Here is a 20,104-nt window from a genome sequence, read left to right as displayed (position 1 = left end):
GCCCGCCGGATACCAGCAGACTGTAGATGTGAGTCAGGCATTAGGCGACCCGTCGGGCCTTTCGAAGCCGACGAGCATCCTGGCATCTGCGATGTTTCTGCCGTGGATCAATGTGCCATCGCGGAGCGTTCCTGGAGCAACTGGCGGGTGAATACGGCCGGCGGCACTGCCTCGGAGAACAGATAGCCCTGTGCGCAATCACACCGCAGCCGGCGTAGCAGCGCCAGCTCGTCCGGATGCTCCACGCCCTCGGCAATCACCTCCAGCCCAAGCTGCCGGCCGAGCTTGACGATGCTCTCCAGCGCCGCGGCCAGGCCGTCGTCGTCAACGCATCCGTGCACCAGCGCGCGATCGATCTTGAGCTCCGTGAAGGGTGTCGAAACCAGGTTGTACAGCGAGCTGTAGCCCTGGCCGAAATCGTCCTGGGCGAGGCCGAAGCCCTTCATGCGCAAGCGGCAGGTGCCGGCATAGTAGTTCGCCGGGGTCGCCGTGCTGCTGCATTCGAGCAGTTCGAAAACGATGTGCGCCGGCACTCCGCCACGGGCAGCGACGAAGGCTGCGAGCCGGTCCGGCAGCTCGGGATCATCCAGCAGGTGGGTCGGCAGGTTCACCGCCACCGACAGATGAAAGCCCAGCTTGCCCCAGTCGGCCTGGGCCTGCAGCGCCTGTTCGAGCACCGTCCAGAGCAGCGCTTCATCCAGCCCGGCAGCGGTCAGCGCCGCCATGAAGCTGCCCGGCCGCAACACACCGTGGCGAGGGTGCTCCCAGCGCACCAGCGCCTCCGCCGCAACGATGCGGCCATCGATCAGCGAGGCCTTGGGCTGGAACCACGCACAGAACTGCCGCTGCGCCAGGGCCTGTTCCAGCTCCTCGCGAGTCGGCGCGGGAACCGCCGGCGCACGCTGCTGCTCCGCACGTTCCAGGCGCAGGACGAGCTTCTCCAGCAGCCGGCGAATCACTGGCGCACGGGCAGGCTTGGCGATCTGTTCCAGCACGGTGATGCCATGGGCGCGGGCCACCATGCAGGCACTGCCCATCAGCGGGCGCGAGGCCGAACTCATGATCGCCAGCAGCGGCGGATGACTCATTGCGGCCAGCCGCTGGATCAGCTGCACGCCGTCAAGGCCAGGCATCATCAAGTCGCTGACCACCAGGTCGAAGCGTTCCCGCGCCAGCCAGCGCAGCGCCTCGGCGCCATCCTCGGCGGCACGCAGCTGCACGGCACCCTGCTCGCGGAACAGGTTGAGCAGGTACTCCCGCTGGAAGGGCTGGTCTTCGACGATCAGGATTCGCTGATGTCGCATGGCGGCACCTCCGCGGGCAGGCTGGTCAGGCATTGGCGCAAGGTGCGCAGGTCCACCGGTTTGAGCAGGCAGAGGTTCATGCCGGCAGCGAGGCAGCGTTCGCTCTCCTCGTGCATGGCGTTGGCCGTGGCGCCGACGATCGGCCCGCGATAGCCGCGCTGGCGCAGCGCACGGGCCAGTTCGTAGCCGTTGATATGGGGCATGTTGACGTCGGTGAGCACCACGTCGAAGGCATCGGGCTGCCAGCGCGCCAGCGCCTGTCGGCCATCGGCGGCCAGTTCGACTGCGCAACCGAGCATCTCCAACTGGTCGCGCAGGATCAGCTGGTTGATCGGGTTGTCCTCCACCAGCAACACGCGCAGGCCGAGGCCGATATCGGGCAGGGTCTCGGCCAGACGCGTGGCCTCGCCACTGGTGCAGCCCTGCGCCGCTGCCAGGGCACGACGCAGTCCTTCGAGGTTGTAGCGGCCCACATGCCAGTCGCAGCCTTCCTGACGGGGCTGCTCGCCGCCCAGGTCAGTCACCAGCACCCGGCAGCCCCGCCAGGCAGGCAGCGGCTTGCGGTCGTGGGGATTGAAGCGCAGGTCCACCAGCACGCTGGACGCGTCTTCCTCGAGCGACTGGTCGGCGGCCACGACCTGGGCCCGCGCGCCCCAGCGGGTGATCCAGCCGCAAAGGCTATCGGCCAGTTCGCGGGTCGGTGCGTGCACCCACACCATCGCGTTGCACAGTCTGGGGGCGCTGGAACTCTGCCGGTCCACGCATTGCAACGGCAGGCTGAGGGCAAAGCTGCTGCCCAGCCCCACGTCGCTGACCACCCGCAACTGCCCGCCCATCAACTCGGTCAGGCGCTTGCAGATCGACAGGCCGAGCCCGGTCCCGCCGGCCATGCGGGCGTTGCCGGAAACCTGGTAGAAAGCGTCGAAGAGGTTCTCCTGCTGGTCCTCGGGAATACCGATGCCGGTATCGGCCACCTGCCAGTGCAGGGTGTCGTTCCAGCCCTCGCCGGTCTCGGCGCGCACGCGCAGAACGATGCGCCCGCTGTCGGTGAACTTCACCGCATTGCTCAGCAGGTTGTTGAGAATCTGGCGGATGCGCGTAGCGTCGCCCAGCACCCGCTCGGGCATCTGCGAGTCACAGCAGGCATAGATCTGCAGGCCCTTGGCGCGAGCCGCGGCAGCGTATGACTGGACGCTGTCGAGGGTGAGCTCCAGCGGCGAGAACTCCACCGGTTCCAGGCCCAGTTGGCCAACTTCGATCTTCGATACATCGAGCACATCACTGATCAGTTGCAGCAAGGTCGAGGATGAGCGCTGGATGGCGCGCAGGTAGCCGGACTGCTGGTGGTCCAGCGATGTGCGGCCGAGCAGCTCCAGGGTGCCCAGCACACCGTAGAGCGGCGTACGGATCTCATGGCTCATGGTTGCCAGGAACAGCGTCTTGGCCTCGTTAGCGGTGTCGGACAGGCGCTTGGCTTCGGCCAGCGCCGCCTCGGTCTGCTTGCGCGCGCTGATGTCGCTGAAGGCGCAGCAGAGCACTTCCTCGCCCTTGTAGCGGGTCGGCGTATAGCTCAGGTACAGGTGCCGGCCGGTATGGGTTTCCACTTCCTCCGAGCCGCCCTCCTCGCCACTGCTGAAGCCACGCTCCAGCCAGCCGTGGCTCCAGTAGCGACGTTCGTCGCCGCTGCCCAGCCATTGCTGGGCGAGGCGGTTCTCCAGCACCACCTCGGCATCGCTGCGCCGCAGCACACAGAGCGCCACTGGCGCGGTCTGGATCATCGCGCGGGAGAACCCCTCGTTCTCCACCAGCGCAGTGAGGCGATGCTGCGCCGGGGCGATCAGGCGCCGGTTGATGCGCCGGCACATGCCCCAGACCAGCAGCGCACAGCCCAGCAGGAAGGCCAGCGATGCGAGGATCCTGGGCCACATCGGCAGCAGCAGGTCGTACAGGTTGAAGTAGTAGATCAGCGACCAGTCGGAGCTGCCCAGGTGCTTGAGCAGCGCCAGGTGGCTGGGCAGCACACCGGGCCCGCTGAAGGCGAAATTGTCGCCGTCCCACAGGTCGCTGAACTGCAGGCCGAGCTGCGGCGTCACCGCGCTGCCGAGGATCGCCCGGTGATCACGGTCCAGCAGCAGGAAGCGTCCGGCCTCGGGCACGCCGAAGGCGGCGGAGAGGTCGGCGCCGAAAAGCTCCAGCCCCAGCCAGCCGTTGTCCTGCTCGCTGGTCACGCGGGTGAACAGGTACTGCCGCGCCTGCGGGTCGGTCGGGTCGGCGAGCCAGCGCACCTGTCGCTCCTCCTTCGGCGTACCGGGCTGCGCCAGCGCCTCGAGCACCGACGGCGGCACCACGGCGTTGAGCGCCGGCGCTCCGTACAGCCGGTTCACCGAGCGCTCCGGTTCGGGGGAGACATAGATCAGGTTCAGCCGCTTGGCCTCCATCTCCGCCAGGTCGCGCCCGGACAGCGCCAGGCTCCAGCTGGAACCGGGCTCGCCGAGGGTGACGAAAATCTGCTCGTGGGGCGGCACCGGCACGCTCAACTGGCGCCACTGCACCGGTGGCTCGCGCATCTTCCAGGTCACGCCCCGGCTGATGTGCTCCAGCAGCGACTCGCGCTGGCTGAGATAATCCTGGGCCTCGTACATGGCCGCGTTCATCTGCCGGCGCAACTGCGACACTTCGCTGTTGAAGCTCGCGGCGAGGAACAGGCTGAGGGTGAAGAAAAGGCAGGCGATCACCACCCAGGCCAGCAGACGAAGGAGCTTTCGGGCCGCCTTCGGGGTGGAAAAGGACGAATCCTGACGACGAAGGAACTGCTTGAGTTTCATGGCCGCCAGCCTGGCGAAAAGCTTGCCAGGACGACATCAGACAAATCTAAAAAGTGTGGAAATGCGAGTTGCCGTCCATCTGGACCCATCGCCACCACAAAGACATATGCCTGGCATATGCTAGACTGACAGCATCAGATTGGCTGACCCATTTGCCAGGAGGTGCAACATGCCAACGACGACCGTTTCCCTGTTTCGCAACGGCAAGAACCAGGCCGTCCGAATCCCCAGGGACATGGAATTCAAAGGGGTAACCGAGCTGGTGATGAGCCGTGAGGGCGACACGCTGACCCTGCGTCCGGCGCGGCCGACCTGGAGCAGCCTGGCTGAACTCGAGCCCCTCGATGCTGATTTCCTGGGAGATCGCCCCGCGGTCATCAAGCCCGGCCGGGTAGACTTCAGCGAAGACGAGGGCTGACCCTGTGGCCGCTCCCGTGACGTACATGCTTGATACCAACATCTGCTCATTCATCATGCGCAACAACCCGCCCCAAGTCCTGCAGCGGCTGCAGGAGGCCTCGGAAACCGGCAACCGGTTGGTCATCTCGTCCATCACCTATGCGGAGCTTCGCTATGGCGCGGCGTCGCCGAAAGCTCCGAAGGCGGTGACGGCCTGGATCGATGCGCTGGTGCAGCGCCTGGATGAAGTGCTGCCCTGGGACGTCGACGCCGTGGATACGTCGGCAGAACTCATGAAGCAACTGCTCCAGTCGGGAACGCCGATCGGGCCGAACGATACCGGCATTGCTGGCCATGCCTTGGCGGCCGACTGCATCATCGTAACCAACAACACCCGCGAGTTTCGACGGGTGCCGGGACTTCTGGTCGAGGATTGGTGCAACGACCAGCCGGCCTGAAGAAGGCCAGGATTGCCCAGGCGCTCCGCTGCTTCAGGAACGATCCAGCAACCCGCTGGCCCGCTGCACCCGTCGTTCCGTCGCTGCCTCCAGCACCTGCCAGCCACGCCCGGCGCTGGCCAGGGTGAACCATTTGCGCGCGCGGGTGATGCCGGTGTAGACCAGCTCGCGGGTGAGGATGGGGTTGAGGCTGTCGGGCAGCAGCAGCGCGGCGTGGGTGAACTCCGAGCCCTGGGACTTGTGCACGGTCATGGCGAACACGGTTTCCACCGCCTGCAGGCGGCTGGGCAGGATCCAGCGGATGGCGTCGGTACCGTCGCCCGCCGGGAAGGCCACGCGCGCCACCCAGCGCACCGAGCCATCGTCGGCCGTCTGCGGCAGCGCCAGGGTGATGCCGATGTCGCCGTTCATCAGTCCCAGGCCGTAGTCGTTGCGGGTGACCAGCACCGGGCGCCCGGCGAACCAGCCGCTCGCCGAGGGGATCAGTCCTTCGCGTTGCAGCAGGTCGCCGATCAGGCTGTTCAACCCTTCCACGCCCCAGGGCCCGCGGCGCAATGCGCAGAGCAACTGGAACTGGCCGTGGGCTTCCAGCACCTTCCTGGCCCAGGTATCCAGTGCAGCCTGATCGGCAGTGTCCGCCGGGCGCGAACCGCTGACGACGCGCAGGTAATGGGCATAGCCGACCGGACCGAACAGGTCGCCACCGCGTCCGCCGTCGATCACCAGATCACGCAGGCTGCGGGTTTCCTGGGCGTCCACGGCGATGCGGGCGAGGTCCTCGTGCTGCGCCTTCCACACCTGGCGCAGGGCCGGGATATCGCCGGCGTTGACCGCCTCGGCCAACTGGCCGATACCACTGTCGGCACTGAAACGGTGACTGTGGCGGAGCATCGCCACGGCCTGATCGAGGTCACTGCCGGAGGTGTCCAGCAATGCAGGGTCGATCGGCTCGCCGGTCACGGCTTCCAGCCAGTCGCGGGTGACCGGGCGGTAATGACCTTCGCGCGCGCGGCTGCACAGCTCGCCGAGCACTGCGCCGGCTTCTACCGAAGCCAACTGGTCCTTGTCGCCGAGCAGGATCAGCCGCGCGCGCGGCGGCAGCGCGGCGAGCAGCGAGGCCATCATTTCCAGGTCGACCATCGAGGCTTCATCCACCACCAGCAGCTCCAGCGCCAGCGGATTGCCAGCATGGTGGCGGAACTGGCGGCTGTCCGGCCGGCTGCCGAGCAGGCGATGCAGCGTGGTGACTTCCGTCGGGATCGCCTCGCGCGCGGCTTCGCCATTGGCCAGCCCAGCGAGGTCGAGGCGCTGCACGGCGCCGGCGATGGATTCGTTCAAGCGCGCCGCGGCCTTGCCGGTGGGCGCGGCAAGGCGGATGCGCAGCGGTCGCCCGCCCTCCCCCAGCGCCAGGCTTTGCAGCAGGGCCAACAGCTTCACCACGGTGGTCGTCTTGCCGGTGCCAGGGCCGCCGGTGACGATGCCGAAAGCGTTGCCGGCGACCAGTGCGCAGGCAAGTTTCTGCCAGTCCGCGGGCGCGCCGTTTTTTTTCGGGAACAGCGCATCCAGCGCCTGGCGCAACTGTGCCGCAGGCAACCCGGCACGTAACGCATCGCCCTGCTGCAGACGCTGGTCGATACCGGCGCGCACTTCGCGTTCGTACTGCCAGTAGCGGCGCAGATACAGACGACGGCCGGACAGCACCAACGGCGTATCGCCAGGGCCTTCGCCGACCAGTCGCGGATCACTCAGCACGGCACGCCAGGCGTCGAGGTCGAAGCCGTCGAGCAGTACGCCAGGCAGCTCCGGGGCGTCCTTGGCCGAGTCGCCTTCGGGCGGCAGGGACAGGGCGAATCGGCTGTCGGCCAGGGTCGCTTCCAGGTCGAGGCAGACATGCCCGCGACCGAGCTGGTGGCTGGCCAGCGCGGCGGCGAGGATCAGCAGCGGATTGGCGTCGGGCGCGCGCTCGACCAGGAAGATCGCGAAGGCGCGGTCCAGCTCGCGCAGCCAGCCGCGCTCGGCCCAGCGACCGATCAGCTCAAGCATCTGGGCGGTGCTCTTCATGCCGGCACCTCCGCGCGGAACAGGCGGTCCAGCTCGTCCATCAGTGCCTTCGGCGGGCGCTCCAGGTACATGCCCTGGGTCGCCGAGGAACTGCCGCGCAGGAACAGGTACATCGCGCCTCCGATATGGCGGTCGTAGTCGTAGTCGGGCAGGCGCGCCTGCAGCAGCCGGTGCAGGGCGAACAGGTAGAGCGCGTACTGCAGGTCGTAGCGGTGCTCCAGCAGTGCCTCGCGCAGCGCGCTTTGGGTGTAGGCCTCGTCGTCGGCACCCAGCCAGTTGGATTTGTAGTCGGCCACGTAGTAGCGGCCCTCGTGCTCGAACACCAGGTCGATGAAGCCCTTGAGCATGCCGTTGAGCAGGTTCGCCTGCAGTGTCGGCCGCGCCACGCCGCCGAGCGTATGGCGAGTCACGGCGGCGTCGAGGCGCTGGCTGTCGACATGGCGGGTGGAGAACCAGAACTCCATTTCCTTCTGGAAGGTGGTCAGCCCGGCAAGGCTGACCGGCGTGGCATCGGGCACGCGGAAGGCCGTGCGCAGGTACTGCCCGAGCCAGCCGGTGAGCGGCTCGATCCACTCTTCCCAGCCGCGCACGGCGCAGCGCCGGGCGATCTGGTCGCGCAGCTGTTCTTCGTCGGCGTTGAAGCCTTCGTCGGCAGCCCACTCCAGCAGGCCGTGGAGGAAGCTGCCGGGATTCGCGCCGCGCGGGAAGGCGTGCAGGCTGAAAGGTGCGGGCACGGCTTCCAGCTCGCGATGTTCTTCCAGGCTGCTTTCGCGCAGCAGGTCTTCGCCGGCGCTGATGGGTTCGTCGGCGGCCGGCGCCGGGGCAATGTCGCTGTCTTCTTCAGTGGCCAGCGTCGCCAGCGCGGAATAGCTGGCGATCCACCATTTCTCCGCCACCCGGCGACGCGGCTCGCGGGCCGCGCCCAGTTCGCCGGCCTGCAGGCCGACGAAAAGCTCAGTGCCGACTTCCGGCGCCGGCCCCAGGGCGATTTCCACCTGGCCGGCCTGTAGGTCGCCCAGGCGCCCGGTCACGTCATCGACACTCAGCGCGTTGCCGCCGCCCAGCAGGTAGCCGATGGCGCCCTTGTGCAGTTCGGGGCTCTTGCTGTTGCTCATCACCAGCGGCGCCATGCCCAGCCATACAGCGTGGCGCGCACGGGTCAGGGCCACGTAGAGCAGGCGCATGTCCTCGCTCAGGCGCTCGTCGTTGGCCAGCTGGAAGGCGGCCTTGGCCAGCTCCTTGTCGCGGGACAATTCGACTACCCGCGACTCGCCGGACTGGAAGCTCGGCGGCGTGCCGCTCTTGCCGTCCAGCTCGCGCCAGGTGCAGATGAAGGGCAGCAGCACCAGCGGGTATTCCAGGCCCTTTGACTTGTGGATGGTCACCACCTTGATCAGGTCGGCGTCGCTTTCCAGGCGGAGGATTTCCTCGCTGGACGGGCTTTCCAGCTGCTCGGCCAGTACCCGCAGCAAAGCGTGCTCGCCATCCAGCTCCACGGCTTCGCGCTGCAGCCACTCCGCCAGGTGCAGCAGGTTGGTCAGGCTGCGTTCGCCATCGGTCTCGCGCAGCAGGCGCGCCGGCAGAGCGAAGTCGGCGAGCAGGCGACGCAGCATCGGCAGCACGCCCTGCTGTTGCCAGAGCACGCGGTAGTCGCGGAAGCGCAGCACCATGTCTTCCCAGAAGCGCTCGTCCTGGTTCAGCCGCTCCAGGGTCGCCCAGTCCAGCGCCAGGCTGCGGGTCGCCAGGGCGATGCGCAGGGCGCCATCGTCGCCGGGATCGGCGCAGGCGCGCAGCCAGTGCAGCAGGTCGACGGCTTCGGGACTGTCGAATACCGAATCGCGGTCGGACAGGTAGACGCTGGCGAGCCGGCGTTTGGCCAACTCGCCGCGCACGGCTTCGGCTTCGCTGCGACCGCGCACGAGGATGGCGATATCCGCCGGGCGCAGGGCACGCCATTGGCCATCGGCGTCGCGGAAGCCGCTCTGCGCGGAGCTCAGCCAGCGCTGGATGGCGCTCGCGCTGCGCTCGGCCATCTGCTGGCGGTACAGCGTGGAGCCGCAGACCTGGCCGTCGTTGTCCAGTTGCCAGAAGGTCATGGCCGGCGTTTCGCTGCCTCCGAGCAGCAGCGTTTCATCGCGGCCGCGTGCGTCGACGTTGAGGAACGGCACCGGGTTTTCCTGCCCTTCCACGGCAAAGCGGAAGGCGCCACGCGGATGGCCTTCGGCGAACAGGAAGCAACGGTTGGCCGCCTTCACCATGGCCAGCGTGGAGCGGTAGTTGGTGCCCAGCGTGTAGTGCCGCCCGGCGGTGGCGGCACGGGCGCGCAGGTAGGTGTGGATGTCGGCGCCACGGAAGGCGTAGATCGCCTGCTTGGGGTCACCAATCATGAACAGCCCGAGGTTTCGCGGGTTCTCGCCGATACGGTAGACGCGCTCGAAGATGCGGTACTGCAGCGGGTCGGTGTCCTGGAATTCGTCGATCAGCGCGATGGGGAACTGCTCGCGGATGCGTTCGGCCAAGCGCTCGCCACCGCTGCCGGCCAGGGCGCGGTCAAGGCGCACCAGCAGGTCGTCGAAGCCCAGTTCGGCGCGCTTCTGTTTTTCCACTTCGAGGTTGTGCCGCACTTCGCCCAGGGCGTGCAGCAGCAGTTGCGGGGCGATCTCCGGGCGCTGCTCGGAACGCTCGACCCAGGCATCGATGGCCAGCAGCGCGGGGTGCTCCGGCACCACGGCCTTGGCTTTCACCTTGATCCGCGTCTGGCCGAACTTGGCCAGGTTGTCCGGCGCGTCGGCGCCTTCGCTCCAGGCATCCAGCGCTTCGATCCAGCCGGTGAACACGGCGTCGTCATCCTTGCCGCGATAGCTGTTGCCGTTGAGATCGCCGCGCAGGTTGCGCAGCAGTTCGGCGACGCCCTGGCGATCCGCCGCCCAGGCTTCGCGGGCGCGGGTTTCGGCGGCGGCGAGTTCGTCGTAGAACTGCCCGGTGGCTTCCAGCAGTTCGCCCAGCGAAGCCGGGGCGGTCAGCGGCTGGTCGGCGTAGCGGAAGCCGGCCTCCTGCGCCGCCAGCAGCGGTTGCAGGGCGCGGGCCAGCGCTTCGGGGCCGGCGTAGCAATGGCGCACGGCGTTGGCCGCCGCCACGCCCAGCGGGTAGAAGTTGCGCCGCCAGTAGTCGCGCACGGCCTCGGCCAGCAGTTCGCTCTGGTCGGCGGCAAGGTCCTGGGTGAACAGGCTGCCGCTGTCGAAGGCGTGCTCGCGCAGCATGCGGTAGCACCAGCTGTGGATGGTCGAGACGGCGGCCTCGTCCATCCATTCGGCGGCCAGCCGCAGCAGGCGTGCGCAGCCGGGCCAGCGCTCGGCGGCGTAGCTGTCGCGCAGCTTCACCAGCAGGCCGTCGTGCTTCTGTTCGGGCTCGGCAAAGCAGCGCGCGGCCTCACCCAGGCGCGCGCGGATACGCTCGCGCAGTTCCTGGGTCGCGGCTTCGGTGAAGGTCACCACGAGGATTTCCGGCGGGCTCAACGGCCGGCCGAACGCGGCTTGCTCGCCGCCGTGGTCGAGGACCAGGCGCACGTAGAGCAAGGCGATGGTGAAGGTCTTGCCGGTACCGGCGCTGGCCTCGATCAGCCGGCTGCCATGCAGCGGAAAGTCGAGGGGGTTGAGCTCGACGGCGCTCATTGTTCGGCCTCCTTGCGCTGCAACAGTTCGAACAGGGGCCCGTAGAGTGCTTTCGCCCAGGCAGCGAATTCCCCGTCGGCGTTGAGCGCAGAGAAATCCGGGTAGACCCGCGCCAGCGCCGCCGAAGACGCCGCCTCGCCGCTCAGGTTGAAGCCGCCGTCGTAGCGCTTGGCGGCCTCGCGGGCGGCGCGATCTTCGTCATCTCCGGCGGCCAGCCAGGCGAACGCCGCCTTGCAGGCGACCGGCAGCGGGCGGCTCATACCCTGGAACCAGGCGTCCATCAGGTTGTTCAGTTCGGCGCGGGCTTGCTCGGCCGGCAGCGGCGGGAATTCCAGGGTGCCAGTCAGCCCGACCAGCACGCTGGTCACCGGTTCGCCGCACAGCTGCAACGCCAGGTGGCGCACCCACGGGCGCACCAGCCCGTGCCATTTGTAGCCCTTGCCTTCATGCAGTTTGCCGCTGACCAGTTGCAGGCTGGCGAGTTGCCCGTCGGCATTGCGACGCAGGCCGCCAAGCCAGTCGGCCAACTGGATGCCGGCGTGTTCGTGGTTGAGCTCGCGCTGTTCGTCTTCTACCTGCGACCAGTGCTCCAGCTGTTCGCGGTAGCGTGCCAGCAGGTCGTGCAACGGTGCCACCAGCGCCTGGGCGGAGAAGTCACCGAAGGCCGCCAGCGGCAGCCGGCCTTCGCGGCGCAGGCGCTCGACCTGGGCGGTCAGTTGCGCCGCCAGCTGATCATCCTGCCAGTGCTGTTCCACCCACGGGCGCAGGCGCTCGCAGAGTTCGAACTGCAATTGCCAGACATCCAGGCCATTCAGCTCGAAGGGCTCTTCGTCCTGGCCGGTCAGTTGTTCCTCGCCGAAGCGCACTTTCAGGCGTTGCAGGAAGAAGGCGCCGACCGGATTGGCGAGGAAGTCCGAAACCACGCGCAGGCCGATGGGCGCGTCGAGCACCGGCGGCGACAGCGGCGCGTTGTTCGTCTCGCCATCGTGCTCGCGGTGCACATCGCGCCACTCACGGGCGTAGGTATACAGGCCGTCGATGCCCTGCACCGAGGGAGCATCGAAGTAAGCGCGGCTGAAGGGTTGCAGCGGGTGCTCCAGGGTCAGCCCGTGCAACAGGTCGCTGTCGTTGGCGCCGTGCCAGCCGGCGGCGAGGTGGTCGCGCAACTGGCCGACCAGCACGGACGGCGGGCGCTCGCTGTTGTCGCGGATGCTCCGGCCAACCCAGCTGACGTAGAGCTGGCGGCGCGCGGAAAGCAGCGCTTCGAGCAAGAGGTAACGGTCGTCCTCGCGGCGCGAACGGTCGCCGGGGCGGTAGTCGTTGCGCATCAGGTCGAAGTCCAGCGGCGACTGCGGGCGCGGGTAGTCGCCGTCGTTCATGCCCAGCAGGCAGACCAGCTGGAAGGGAATCGCGCGCATCGGCATCAGGGTGCAGAAGCTCACCGCACCGGCGAGGAAGCGCTGGTTCAGGCCGCCGGCATCCAGCCCGCTGAGCCAGGCCTCGCGCACCACCGAAAGCGGCAGCGGGTCGGTGAAGCCGGCGTAGCCGCAGGTTTCCAGCCAGCCGTCGAGCAGGTCCAGCAGTTGCTGGCGGAGCAGTTCGTCGTGGTCGTCGGTGACCCGGAAGAAATCTTCCAGCAGGCCGCGCAGGCGTTGCACCCAGGTCGCCGCGTCGGCTTCCTCGGCGAGCAGGTCACAGGCCTTTTCCAGTGCGCCGAGCAAGCCGGCCAGCGGGCCAAGGGCGGCGGCGTCGAGGCCGCCGATTTCCGCGTAGGGCTGGATGCCCTGGAAGGCATCGCCCTCGCCCACCGCAAAGCCCAGCAGCATCCGCCGCAGGCCGAAGCGCCAACTGTTGGCTTCAGCGGCAGCGGGCAGGCCAAGGCGTTCGCGCTGCTGGCCGTCGAGGCCCCAGCGCACACCGGCGCCATCGATCCAGCGGCGCAGCAACGGCAGGTCGGCATCGGCCAGCCCGAAGCGCGCGCGCACGGCGGCGACGTCCAGCAGGTCGAGGATTTCGCTCACCGCGAAACGGCTATCGGGCAGCCGCAGCAGGTGCTCCAGCGCCACCAGCAGCGGCTCGCGGCCGCGCTGGCCCTGGTCGGCCAGGGTGTAGGGGATGAAGCGCTTGTCGTCGCGGGCGATCTGGCCGAACACGGCTTCGATGTGCGGCGCGTAGGGGTTGATGTCCGGGACCATGACAATCACGTCGCGCGGACGCAATGTGGGGTCGGCATCGAAGCGCGCGAGCAACTGGTCGTGGAGGATTTCCACTTCGCGCTGGGCGCTGTGGGCGACGTGGAAGCGCACCGAGTCATCGGTACGTGGGTCGACTGCCGGCCAGTGCTCGCGGGTCTCGTTGATCGGCCGCAGTTCGAGGATGTCGTCCTGCAACTGGCCGAGCAGGCTGCCCGGTTCCACGTCGCTGAACAGGTCGATACGCCCGTTGCTCACTGCGCCCAGGCGCGCGCGGTAGGTTTCCGGATCGTCGTACTGGTCGAGCAGGTTGATGTAGTCGCGGCCCTGCTTGCCCCAGGCGGCCAGCAGCGGCTGGGCGTACTGGTGCTGCTGGTCGTCGCTGAGCAGCTCCGGTGTGCCGGCGCGACGGCGCTGGCGACGGTATTCGTGGCGCAGCAGGTCCTTGTCGGCAACGATGTCGGCCCAGTGGTGACGGCAGGGGTTGTGCACGCAGAGCAGTACCTGGGCGTGGCGCGCCAGCACCGCGAGGGCCTCCACTGTCTGTGCGGGCATGGCGGAGATGCCGAATACCACCACGCGACGCGGCAGGTTCGGCAGCAGGTTTTCGGCGCCCTTCAGCTTCTCGATGAAGCGCCCGTGCACACCGGCACGGCTGGTGGCCAGGCCTTCGGTGCCGACATCGTCGAGCAGCGCGCGCCACAGGGCAGCCTGCCAGCGATTATCGGCCTCCAGCTCGCGGACTGTGCCGTTGGCCAGGCGCAGCTGATCGACGCTGCGGCTCCAGTCCTCCAGCCAGTCGGCGCGGTAGACCTGGTACTGGTCGAACAGGTCGGCCAGGCGTTCGGCCAGCTGGTGGCGCTTGCGCAGGTCGGTGTCGTCGGCGAGAAAACGTTGCAGGGTGGCGAACTCGTCGCGCTCCAGCAGCGTGGGCAGCAGGCGCATCAGACGCCAGGTCAGCGGGCCCTTGTCGAGCACCGAGACCTCGGGGATTTCATCGCGGCCCAGCGCCCCCCGGTAGGCACGCCAGAGGAATTGCGCGGGCAGTTGTACGTCCAGCGCGGCAGTGACACCGCAGCCGCCGTCCGCCACGTCACGCCCCAGCGCCAGCTTCAGCCACTGGGCGATGCCGTTGCTCTGCACCAGGATGACTTCGTTCTCCAGCGGCGCCAGCGGGTGCAGGCTCATCCACTGCACCAGCAGGTCGCGCAGCGCTTCCGGATGGTTGCCGTGGATCACCATCAGGCCGGGGGTCAGTCGCTGCTCGCTCATCGTGTCTCCTGGTGCGGAGCGGGCAACTGGGAGCGCCCGCCGGGGATGTCGGGCATTTCACCAAAAAAGCGGGCGGGCGGGGCAGTTTTTTACAGGGCGGCTCAGGCGGCGACGGCACCCTGCTCCCAGACTTTGCGGATGGAGCAGGCGATCTCTTCACGCAAGGCTTCGCGGCGACGAAACTCGCTGCGCCGCTGGCTCTTCACCTCGGCGATGTCACGCACCGGTTCGCGTTCGGGCAGGCGGTACCAGTGACGGTCGTGGCGGTTGCCCTGGAGCTCCAGCCAGAAGGCGTCGTAACTGGACTTGAGCTTGTGCGAACAGGTGTGTGCGGCGTCGCTGATGCCCAGCAACCGGCGGCCACCCATCTGCTCGCCCAGCGTATAAAGAGCGGTGAGCAGCAGGCTCTTGGGGCGCAGACCGAACATTTCCTTGCCCAACCATTTGACGGTGCCTTCATCCATTGTCGTGCGAGGGCCCTGCAGCCCACCGATCAGCAACTGGCCATTCTTCCCGAGGCTGAAACTCAGGGAGTACAGGCGCTCGCCGTCGGCATTGCGCAGGTACAGGCCCAGTTCCCCCTCGCGATAGAAATCCGAGGGTTCCAGCAGCACTTCCAGCGCGTCCCCGCTTTTCAGCGGAACCCGGCTGAGGTGTACCGTCCCCAGCGCCAGCAACTTGTCTCTCCAGCCGCCGGGCAGGCACTGAAGCTGCGAATAGTGCTCCAGCAGCGCAGCAAGCCGGCGCCGCACGCTCCAGTGGCGACACAGATACTTTCGCCGGTGCTTCCGGGCGGGAGGCAAGCCGCCCCTGTAGGACTCCGACAGCACAGGCATGTGCGCGATGCAGCGCGACCAGCGCCAGTGGAGACGGGGAAACAGGGCCGCGGCCAGCGCCAGTTGGCCGGTCTTGCGAATGGTTTTCCAGCGCATGAGTGAGAGGGCTCCGGAGCGGGAGAAAGCGGCGCACCCCTGCGCGCGCAGAATGAAAGGCGCGCCAGTTTGGTCGTGAGCATCACACCGGGGGATCGGCTTACAAGCCGCCCTGCAGAGTGATACTTCCGATTGGTATGCAGCAAAGTCCGACGGATATCGGCTCGCTTTCGCAGATGCTCGATGGCAAACCACCGCTATGCTCTGGAGTGGTACCCCCGACGCCCCTACATGGAGACCAAGATGGGCAAGAAGAGCAAAGCCAAGAGCCAGGCTGTAGAACCGCAAGGCAAGATGAAGAACAGCGAGTACGAGGAACACCTGCGCAAACTGTCCGTGGAACTGGTCAAGCTGCAGGAGTGGGTGGTGCACAAGGGCCTGAAGGTCTGCATCGTCTTCGAAGGTCGCGACGGTGCCGGCAAGGGCGGCACCATCAAGGCGCTCACCGAGCGCGTCAGCCCGCGAGTGTTCCGGGTGGTGGCGCTGCCCACGCCCACCGAGCGCGAGAAGTCCCAGCTCTACGCCCAGCGCTACATCAAGCACCTGCCTTCAGCCGGCGAGGTGGTGATCTTCGACCGCAGCTGGTACAACCGCGCCGGCGTCGAGCGGGTGATGGGCTTCTGCACCGAGGAGCAGGCCGACAAGTTCCTCGCCGTGACCCCGATGTTCGAGCGCATGCTCACCGAGTCGGGGATCATCGTGCTGAAGTTCTGGCTGGAGGTCAGCCCCGAGGAGCAGGAGCGCCGCCTGAGAGACCGCATCACCGACGGCCGCAAGATCTGGAAGCTGTCGCCGATGGACGTGAAGTCCTTTACCAAGTGGGACGAATACACCCGCGCCCGCGACCTGATGTTCGCCGCTACCGACTCGCCCTGGGCGCCCTGGATCGTGGCGCCGTCCGAAGACAAGAAGCGCGTGCGCCTGAACGTCATCAAGCACATCCTCAAGCACGTGCCGTACAAGGAAATCCCGCGCGAGGAAGTGAAGCTGCCCAAGCGCGGCAGGATCGGCAAGTACAAGAGCCCCGACTATCCGTTCCACTACATCGACGAGGTCTTCTGAGGCCAACCGGGGCTGGTGCTCGCCGGCCCCGGATCGATCTGCACCAAGCGCCCACCGCTCACTGCGCTTCGAGCCAATCGCGGACGAAGTACGCCCCCCCCAACTGGCCTCAGGCAATGGAGCGCAGATACTTGGCGACCTCGCCAGACAACCATCCGGCAAACGCTGCCACCTTGGCCTGGGTTGCCTCGCGCTCGGGCCACACCAGCCAGTAGGGGAAGCCGTACGGCACGCGCAGATCGCTGAGCGCCACCAGCTCGCCGCTTTCCAGCGCTCCGGCCACCAGGCTGCGCCGTTCGAGACCGATTCCCTGCCCCATGCGCACCGCCTCGATGCTCAGGTTGGAGTCGTTCACCACGAACTCCGCCGCCTCCTGTGGCACCGCTACGCCAGCCGCCTGGCACCAGCCCAGCCAGGACTCGAAGCCGGTGACACGCGGGCAGCGAAGGATTTCTGCAGGCGTCAGGGGCAGACGCCCACCGTTGAAGTCGGGCGCGGCAACGACCACCACTTCATCCTCGAACAGGTATTCCTGCGCCAACCCTTCCCAGTGGCCCTGGCCGATGCGGATCGCCACGTCGGCCAGGCCCTGGCGCAGGTCCATCACTTCCAGGCTGGCCAGCAGGCGCAGGCGGTACTGTGGATAACTTGCGCGCAAGCCCGGCAGACGTGGAAGCAGCCACTTCTGGCCAAAAGACGGCGTGAGTGCCACCACCAGCTCATCCTCGCCCGGACGCGCCTTGGCCAGGCGGGTCGCCTCGGCGATGTCGCGCAATGCGCCGCGAATCTGCAGGGCATAGAGGCGGCCTTCCTCGCTCAGGCGCAGTCCTCGCCCCTCGCGCTGCAGCAGGGTGATGCCCAGCAGGCTTTCCAGCTGGCGCACCTGCTGGCTGATAGCCGAGTGGGTGACATGCAGTTCGCTGGCGGCGAGGGTCACGCTGCCGAGCCGGGCAACGGCCTCGAAACTGCGCAGGGCGGAGAGCGGTGGCAGTGCGCTCATGTAAGTTTTCCTAACCGAATCGGTCACTAATCGTCGCTATTTCCCAGCGACCAAAGCCGCTAGATTCATGACCAACGCGCGAAAACCGCGCCAGCCACGATGCAATTTCCACTAACAGGATGTACCCATGCAACAGAAGCTTCCGCACCTGATCGGCATGCTCGACTCGCCCTACGTGCGCCGCGTCGCCATCACCCTGCGCCTGCTCGGCATCGAGTTCAGCCACCAGTCGCTGTCGGTGTTCCGCACCTACGAGGAATTCCGCGGCATCAACCCGGTGGTGAAGGCGCCGAGCCTGGTCCTGGGCGACGGCCAGGTGCTGATGGACTCCACTCTGATCATCGACTGCTTCGAACACCTGGCCGGGCGCAGCCTGATGCCCGCCGAACCGGCCGCGCGGGTACGCGCCACGCGCTTGCTGGGCCTGGCCCTGGCGGTCATGGAAAAGGCCGTGCAGCGCTACTACGAGCAGCAGCGGCCGCAGGACAAACAGCTCGCCACCTGGCAGGAGCGGGTCGACCAGCAGTTGCACGCGGCCCTGGCGCAACTGGAAAGCGAGCTGCGCGAGATGTCGCTGGACGCCGGCGCGCCGCTGGATCAGGCCGGGCTGAGCATCGCCGTGGCCTGGACCTTCGTGCAGCTGCTGCACTCCGAGGACATTCCGGCCGAAAGCTACCCGGCAGTACGCGACTGGGCGGAACAGGCCGAAGCGCTGGACGTCTTCAAGGCCTTCCCGCCGATGTGAGTCAATGAGCCTGCGGCTTGCTCAGGGTGACGGTGCCGAAGGTCATGAAGACGAAAGCGCTGCCAGCGGGGCCGCGATAGGCTCCCTGGGCCTCGCCCAGCTTGCAGGCCAAGGCGGTGAATTCCCAGGCCTGCTCCTGACTGCACTCCAGCTTCTGCGTGGTGAGCAACTCGATACCGTTCTCCTCGCCGTACTGGCGCACGGCGAAGGCATGCTCCTGCAGGGGCGCCACGACGGAGGGATGCTCCCAGCCCCACAGCCAGGTGCCATCGGCCGAGTTGTAGGTGCCGATGATCTGCACCGGGCAGCTCGCAACCATGCCCTCGGGATGGGCGAACTCGATGATTCCGCTGTCCTGATCGACACTCCACGAGCACTCGCCAAGGTGCCAGGTGCCATCGTGCACCTCGGCCTTGGCGGTCAACTCGGCGACGCATTGGTCGAGGAATGCCTGGAATGGCGAAGCCGGAGGGCTCGGCGGGGTTTCCTTGCCCAGAAGGCGTTTGAAAAAATTCATGGTCGGTCCTTCAACTCTCTGCATGGAAAATCATGGGTGATTGCGGCTGCCCGCATGGCTGTCAGTCGCGCGGCAGCTCCTCGTGCTGCTGCCGGGTGAAGCGCAGCAGGCCGAAGCAAATGACGAAACCGCAGAGCGCCAGCCCGGCGGCAACCAGGAAGATCGACGCATAGCCATGTCGGGCGGCAACCAGCCCCATCAGCGGGCCGGCGATGCCCATCGCCAGGTCGAAGAACAGCGCGTAGGCGCCCAGTCCCGCACTGCGGCTGCTGGCCGGGATGCGCAACACCGCCTCGACGCCCAGCGATGGATAGACCAGCGACAGGCCGCAACCGGTGAGCGCCGCGCCCAGCAGCGCAAAACCCGGCCCCGGCGCCTGCCAGAGCAGCAGCAGGCCGAACACTTCCACGCCGAGACAGACCACCGCGACGGCGAAACCGCCGAAGCGATTGACCATGCCCGAGAAGATCAGCCGCGCGCCGACGAAGCAGACGCCGAAGGCCGTCAGGCACCAGGCCGGGTTCGCCCAGCCCTGACTGCCGTAATAGAGGGTGATGAAGGTCGCCAGGGTGCCGAAGCCGATGGAGCCGAGCATCACGCACATCCCGTAGGGCAGCACGCGGCCGAGCACGGCATGGAAGGCCATGCGCACGCCCGGAATGGTCGGCACCTCCTCCCGACTTCGAGCTGCCAGCCAGCCCAGCGCGGTGAGTACCAGGATACTCACCCCCAGGCTCCACAGGCCCAGCGAGGCCGACATGGTGACTCCCAGCGGCGCCCCGATGGCAATGCCGCCGTAGCTGACGATGCCGTTCCAGGAAATCACCTTGGCGGTGTTATGCGTGCCCACCAGCGCAATGCCCCAGCTCGCCGTACCAATCCCCAGCAGTCCCTGCGCCAGGCCGAACAGCAGGCGGCTGCCGAGCAGCAAGGTCAGGCTCAGCCAGGTCACGGACGCGAAGCTGGTGGACGCCAGCACCAGCACACCGCCGGCGCCCAGAACGCCCAGGCCGTAGAGCACGGCGCGCTTGGCCCCGTAGGTATCGGCCACGTAGCCCGCCAGTGGGCGGGACAGCAGGGTGGCAATGTACTGCAGGCCGATCACCACGCCGGCGATCACTGTCGAGTAGCCCAGGCCTTCGTGGACGAAGCCGGGCAGCACCGGCAGCAGCAGGCCGATGCTCAGGAACAGGACGAAGGTGAAGAAGACGGTCGCGAGGATGCGCAGGGTAACGGCGGCGTTTCGCTGCTCGGACGAGCTCATGGACGGGCCTGACGGTGGGTGGCGGAGCGTGTGCGGGGACGATTGAAAGCAGGCTATCTATTTCCGCCGCGATTGCCAATCCGAACCTTGCTCGCCGGCCGATGCTCCTATAGTTGTTGCATTGCTGCGCGCCGTGGCGGCGCGCTCCACTTCAACCCAGGAGATAGTCATGGATACCAGCCAGCACAGCCTGAGCGCCCTGTTCAAGCAACTGGGGCTGCCCGACGGGCGCAAGGACATCGATACCTTCCTCGGCAGCCACCGCCTCGCCGAGGGCCAGAAACTGCCGGACGCGCCGTTCTGGAACGCCGCCCAGTCGCAGTTCCTGCGCGAGGCGCTGCAGCAGGATTCGGACTGGACCGAGGAAGCCGACGAGCTGGCGGTGCGCCTGTCCAACTGATC

General features: G+C 67.4%; 14 protein-coding genes. 5 read left to right on the top strand and 9 right to left on the bottom strand.

The features are described from left to right. Positions 1-107: 107 nt before the first annotated feature. Positions 108-1,304 (bottom strand): EAL domain-containing protein, encoded by a 1,197-nt coding sequence (locus IB255_RS06960; RefSeq protein WP_081517551.1) that lies wholly within the window; start codon positions 1,302-1,304, stop codon positions 108-110. Continuing rightward, the gene (locus IB255_RS06955) at positions 1,283-4,129 is read right to left on the bottom strand and encodes an ATP-binding protein (RefSeq protein ID WP_081517550.1); all 2,847 of its coding nucleotides are present in this window, start codon (positions 4,127-4,129) and stop codon (positions 1,283-1,285) included. The genes IB255_RS06960 and IB255_RS06955 overlap by 22 nt, the downstream gene beginning before the upstream one ends. A gap of 169 nt (positions 4,130-4,298) precedes the next feature. Between IB255_RS06955 and vapB the strand changes: the two genes are divergently transcribed. Together vapB and IB255_RS06945 are read left to right on the top strand one after the other, a co-directional pair. Beyond that, complete coding sequence (gene vapB / locus IB255_RS06950; protein ID WP_081517549.1) at positions 4,299-4,547, top strand: type II toxin-antitoxin system VapB family antitoxin; 249 nt, start codon at positions 4,299-4,301, stop codon at positions 4,545-4,547. Between the two features lie 25 nt (positions 4,548-4,572). Next, positions 4,573-4,986 (top strand): type II toxin-antitoxin system VapC family toxin, encoded by a 414-nt coding sequence (locus IB255_RS06945; RefSeq protein ID WP_081517548.1) that lies wholly within the window; start codon positions 4,573-4,575, stop codon positions 4,984-4,986. A gap of 33 nt (positions 4,987-5,019) precedes the next feature. Here the strand turns inward: IB255_RS06945 and recD are convergent, their stop codons facing one another. From recD to IB255_RS06925, 4 genes are all read right to left on the bottom strand, one after another. Further along, positions 5,020-7,047 carry an exodeoxyribonuclease V subunit alpha gene (gene recD / locus IB255_RS06940; RefSeq protein WP_081517547.1) on the bottom strand — a complete coding sequence of 676 codons (2,028 nt, stop codon included), beginning with the start codon at positions 7,045-7,047 and terminating at the stop codon, positions 5,020-5,022. Beyond that, on the bottom strand, positions 7,044-10,718 hold the full coding sequence (gene recB / locus IB255_RS06935) for an exodeoxyribonuclease V subunit beta (protein WP_192209919.1): 3,675 nt from the start codon (positions 10,716-10,718) through the stop codon (positions 7,044-7,046). The genes recD and recB overlap by 4 nt, the downstream gene beginning before the upstream one ends. Beyond that, the gene (recC, locus tag IB255_RS06930; protein WP_192209918.1) at positions 10,715-14,182 is read right to left on the bottom strand and encodes an exodeoxyribonuclease V subunit gamma; all 3,468 of its coding nucleotides are present in this window, start codon (positions 14,180-14,182) and stop codon (positions 10,715-10,717) included. The genes recB and recC overlap by 4 nt, the downstream gene beginning before the upstream one ends. 101 nt (positions 14,183-14,283) lie before the next feature. Continuing rightward, positions 14,284-15,114, bottom strand: coding sequence for a VirK/YbjX family protein (locus tag IB255_RS06925; protein ID WP_192209917.1), 831 nt, complete (start codon positions 15,112-15,114; stop codon positions 14,284-14,286). A 243-nt stretch (positions 15,115-15,357) separates the two neighbouring features. Here IB255_RS06925 and ppk2 point away from each other — a divergent pair, with 243 nt between their 5' ends. Beyond that, positions 15,358-16,176, top strand: coding sequence for a polyphosphate kinase 2 (ppk2, locus tag IB255_RS06920; protein ID WP_081518169.1), 819 nt, complete (start codon positions 15,358-15,360; stop codon positions 16,174-16,176). Between the two features lie 109 nt (positions 16,177-16,285). Here ppk2 and IB255_RS06915 read toward each other — a convergent pair whose 3' ends face one another. After that, positions 16,286-17,176, bottom strand: coding sequence for a LysR substrate-binding domain-containing protein (locus IB255_RS06915; protein WP_192209916.1), 891 nt, complete (start codon positions 17,174-17,176; stop codon positions 16,286-16,288). Positions 17,177-17,303: 127 nt separating this feature from the next. Between IB255_RS06915 and IB255_RS06910 the strand changes: the two genes are divergently transcribed. Continuing rightward, entirely contained in the window at positions 17,304-17,921 is a 618-nt protein-coding gene (locus IB255_RS06910) for a glutathione S-transferase family protein (protein ID WP_081517542.1), read from the top strand. Between the two features lies 1 nt (position 17,922). Here the strand turns inward: IB255_RS06910 and IB255_RS06905 are convergent, their stop codons facing one another. Together IB255_RS06905 and IB255_RS06900 are read right to left on the bottom strand one after the other, a co-directional pair. After that, a complete protein-coding gene (locus tag IB255_RS06905) occupies positions 17,923-18,438 on the bottom strand; it encodes a DUF6882 domain-containing protein (RefSeq protein ID WP_225594723.1) in 516 nt (171 codons plus the stop codon). Positions 18,439-18,499: 61 nt separating this feature from the next. Then, positions 18,500-19,702, bottom strand: a complete 1,203-nt coding sequence (locus tag IB255_RS06900; protein WP_081517541.1) for an MFS transporter — start codon at positions 19,700-19,702, stop codon at positions 18,500-18,502. A 169-nt stretch (positions 19,703-19,871) separates the two neighbouring features. Here IB255_RS06900 and IB255_RS06895 point away from each other — a divergent pair, with 169 nt between their 5' ends. Next, the gene (locus IB255_RS06895; RefSeq protein ID WP_081517540.1) at positions 19,872-20,102 is read left to right on the top strand and encodes a DUF2789 domain-containing protein; all 231 of its coding nucleotides are present in this window, start codon (positions 19,872-19,874) and stop codon (positions 20,100-20,102) included. Positions 20,103-20,104: the final 2 nt, after the last annotated feature.

It is taken from the genome of Pseudomonas sp. PDM22 (genome assembly GCF_014851965.1).
In the GTDB taxonomy this organism is placed as follows: domain Bacteria; phylum Pseudomonadota; class Gammaproteobacteria; order Pseudomonadales; family Pseudomonadaceae; genus Pseudomonas.
Note: the sequence above shows the minus strand (reverse complement) of the source record. Positions and strands in the feature narration are given on the sequence as shown.

What these genes read in the sequence shown, in the direction of transcription:
- IB255_RS06910 (WP_081517542.1), top strand. Translation starts at nt 17,304, where the DNA reads ATGCAACAGAAGCTTCCGCACCTGATCGGCATGCTCGACTCGCCCTAC.
- IB255_RS06915 (WP_192209916.1), bottom strand. Translation starts at nt 17,176, where the DNA reads ATGAGCGCACTGCCACCGCTCTCCGCCCTGCGCAGTTTCGAGGCCGTT.
- IB255_RS06955 (WP_081517550.1), bottom strand. Translation starts at nt 4,129, where the DNA reads ATGAAACTCAAGCAGTTCCTTCGTCGTCAGGATTCGTCCTTTTCCACC.
- recC (WP_192209918.1), bottom strand. Translation starts at nt 14,182, where the DNA reads ATGAGCGAGCAGCGACTGACCCCCGGCCTGATGGTGATCCACGGCAAC.
- vapB (WP_081517549.1), top strand. Translation starts at nt 4,299, where the DNA reads ATGCCAACGACGACCGTTTCCCTGTTTCGCAACGGCAAGAACCAGGCC.
- IB255_RS06960 (WP_081517551.1), bottom strand. Translation starts at nt 1,304, where the DNA reads ATGCGACATCAGCGAATCCTGATCGTCGAAGACCAGCCCTTCCAGCGG.
- recB (WP_192209919.1), bottom strand. Translation starts at nt 10,718, where the DNA reads ATGAGCGCCGTCGAGCTCAACCCCCTCGACTTTCCGCTGCATGGCAGC.
- IB255_RS06900 (WP_081517541.1), bottom strand. Translation starts at nt 19,702, where the DNA reads ATGAGCTCGTCCGAGCAGCGAAACGCCGCCGTTACCCTGCGCATCCTC.
- IB255_RS06925 (WP_192209917.1), bottom strand. Translation starts at nt 15,114, where the DNA reads ATGCGCTGGAAAACCATTCGCAAGACCGGCCAACTGGCGCTGGCCGCG.
- IB255_RS06905 (WP_225594723.1), bottom strand. Translation starts at nt 18,438, where the DNA reads ATGAATTTTTTCAAACGCCTTCTGGGCAAGGAAACCCCGCCGAGCCCT.
- IB255_RS06895 (WP_081517540.1), top strand. Translation starts at nt 19,872, where the DNA reads ATGGATACCAGCCAGCACAGCCTGAGCGCCCTGTTCAAGCAACTGGGG.
- IB255_RS06945 (WP_081517548.1), top strand. Translation starts at nt 4,573, where the DNA reads ATGCTTGATACCAACATCTGCTCATTCATCATGCGCAACAACCCGCCC.
- recD (WP_081517547.1), bottom strand. Translation starts at nt 7,047, where the DNA reads ATGAAGAGCACCGCCCAGATGCTTGAGCTGATCGGTCGCTGGGCCGAG.
- ppk2 (WP_081518169.1), top strand. Translation starts at nt 15,358, where the DNA reads ATGGGCAAGAAGAGCAAAGCCAAGAGCCAGGCTGTAGAACCGCAAGGC.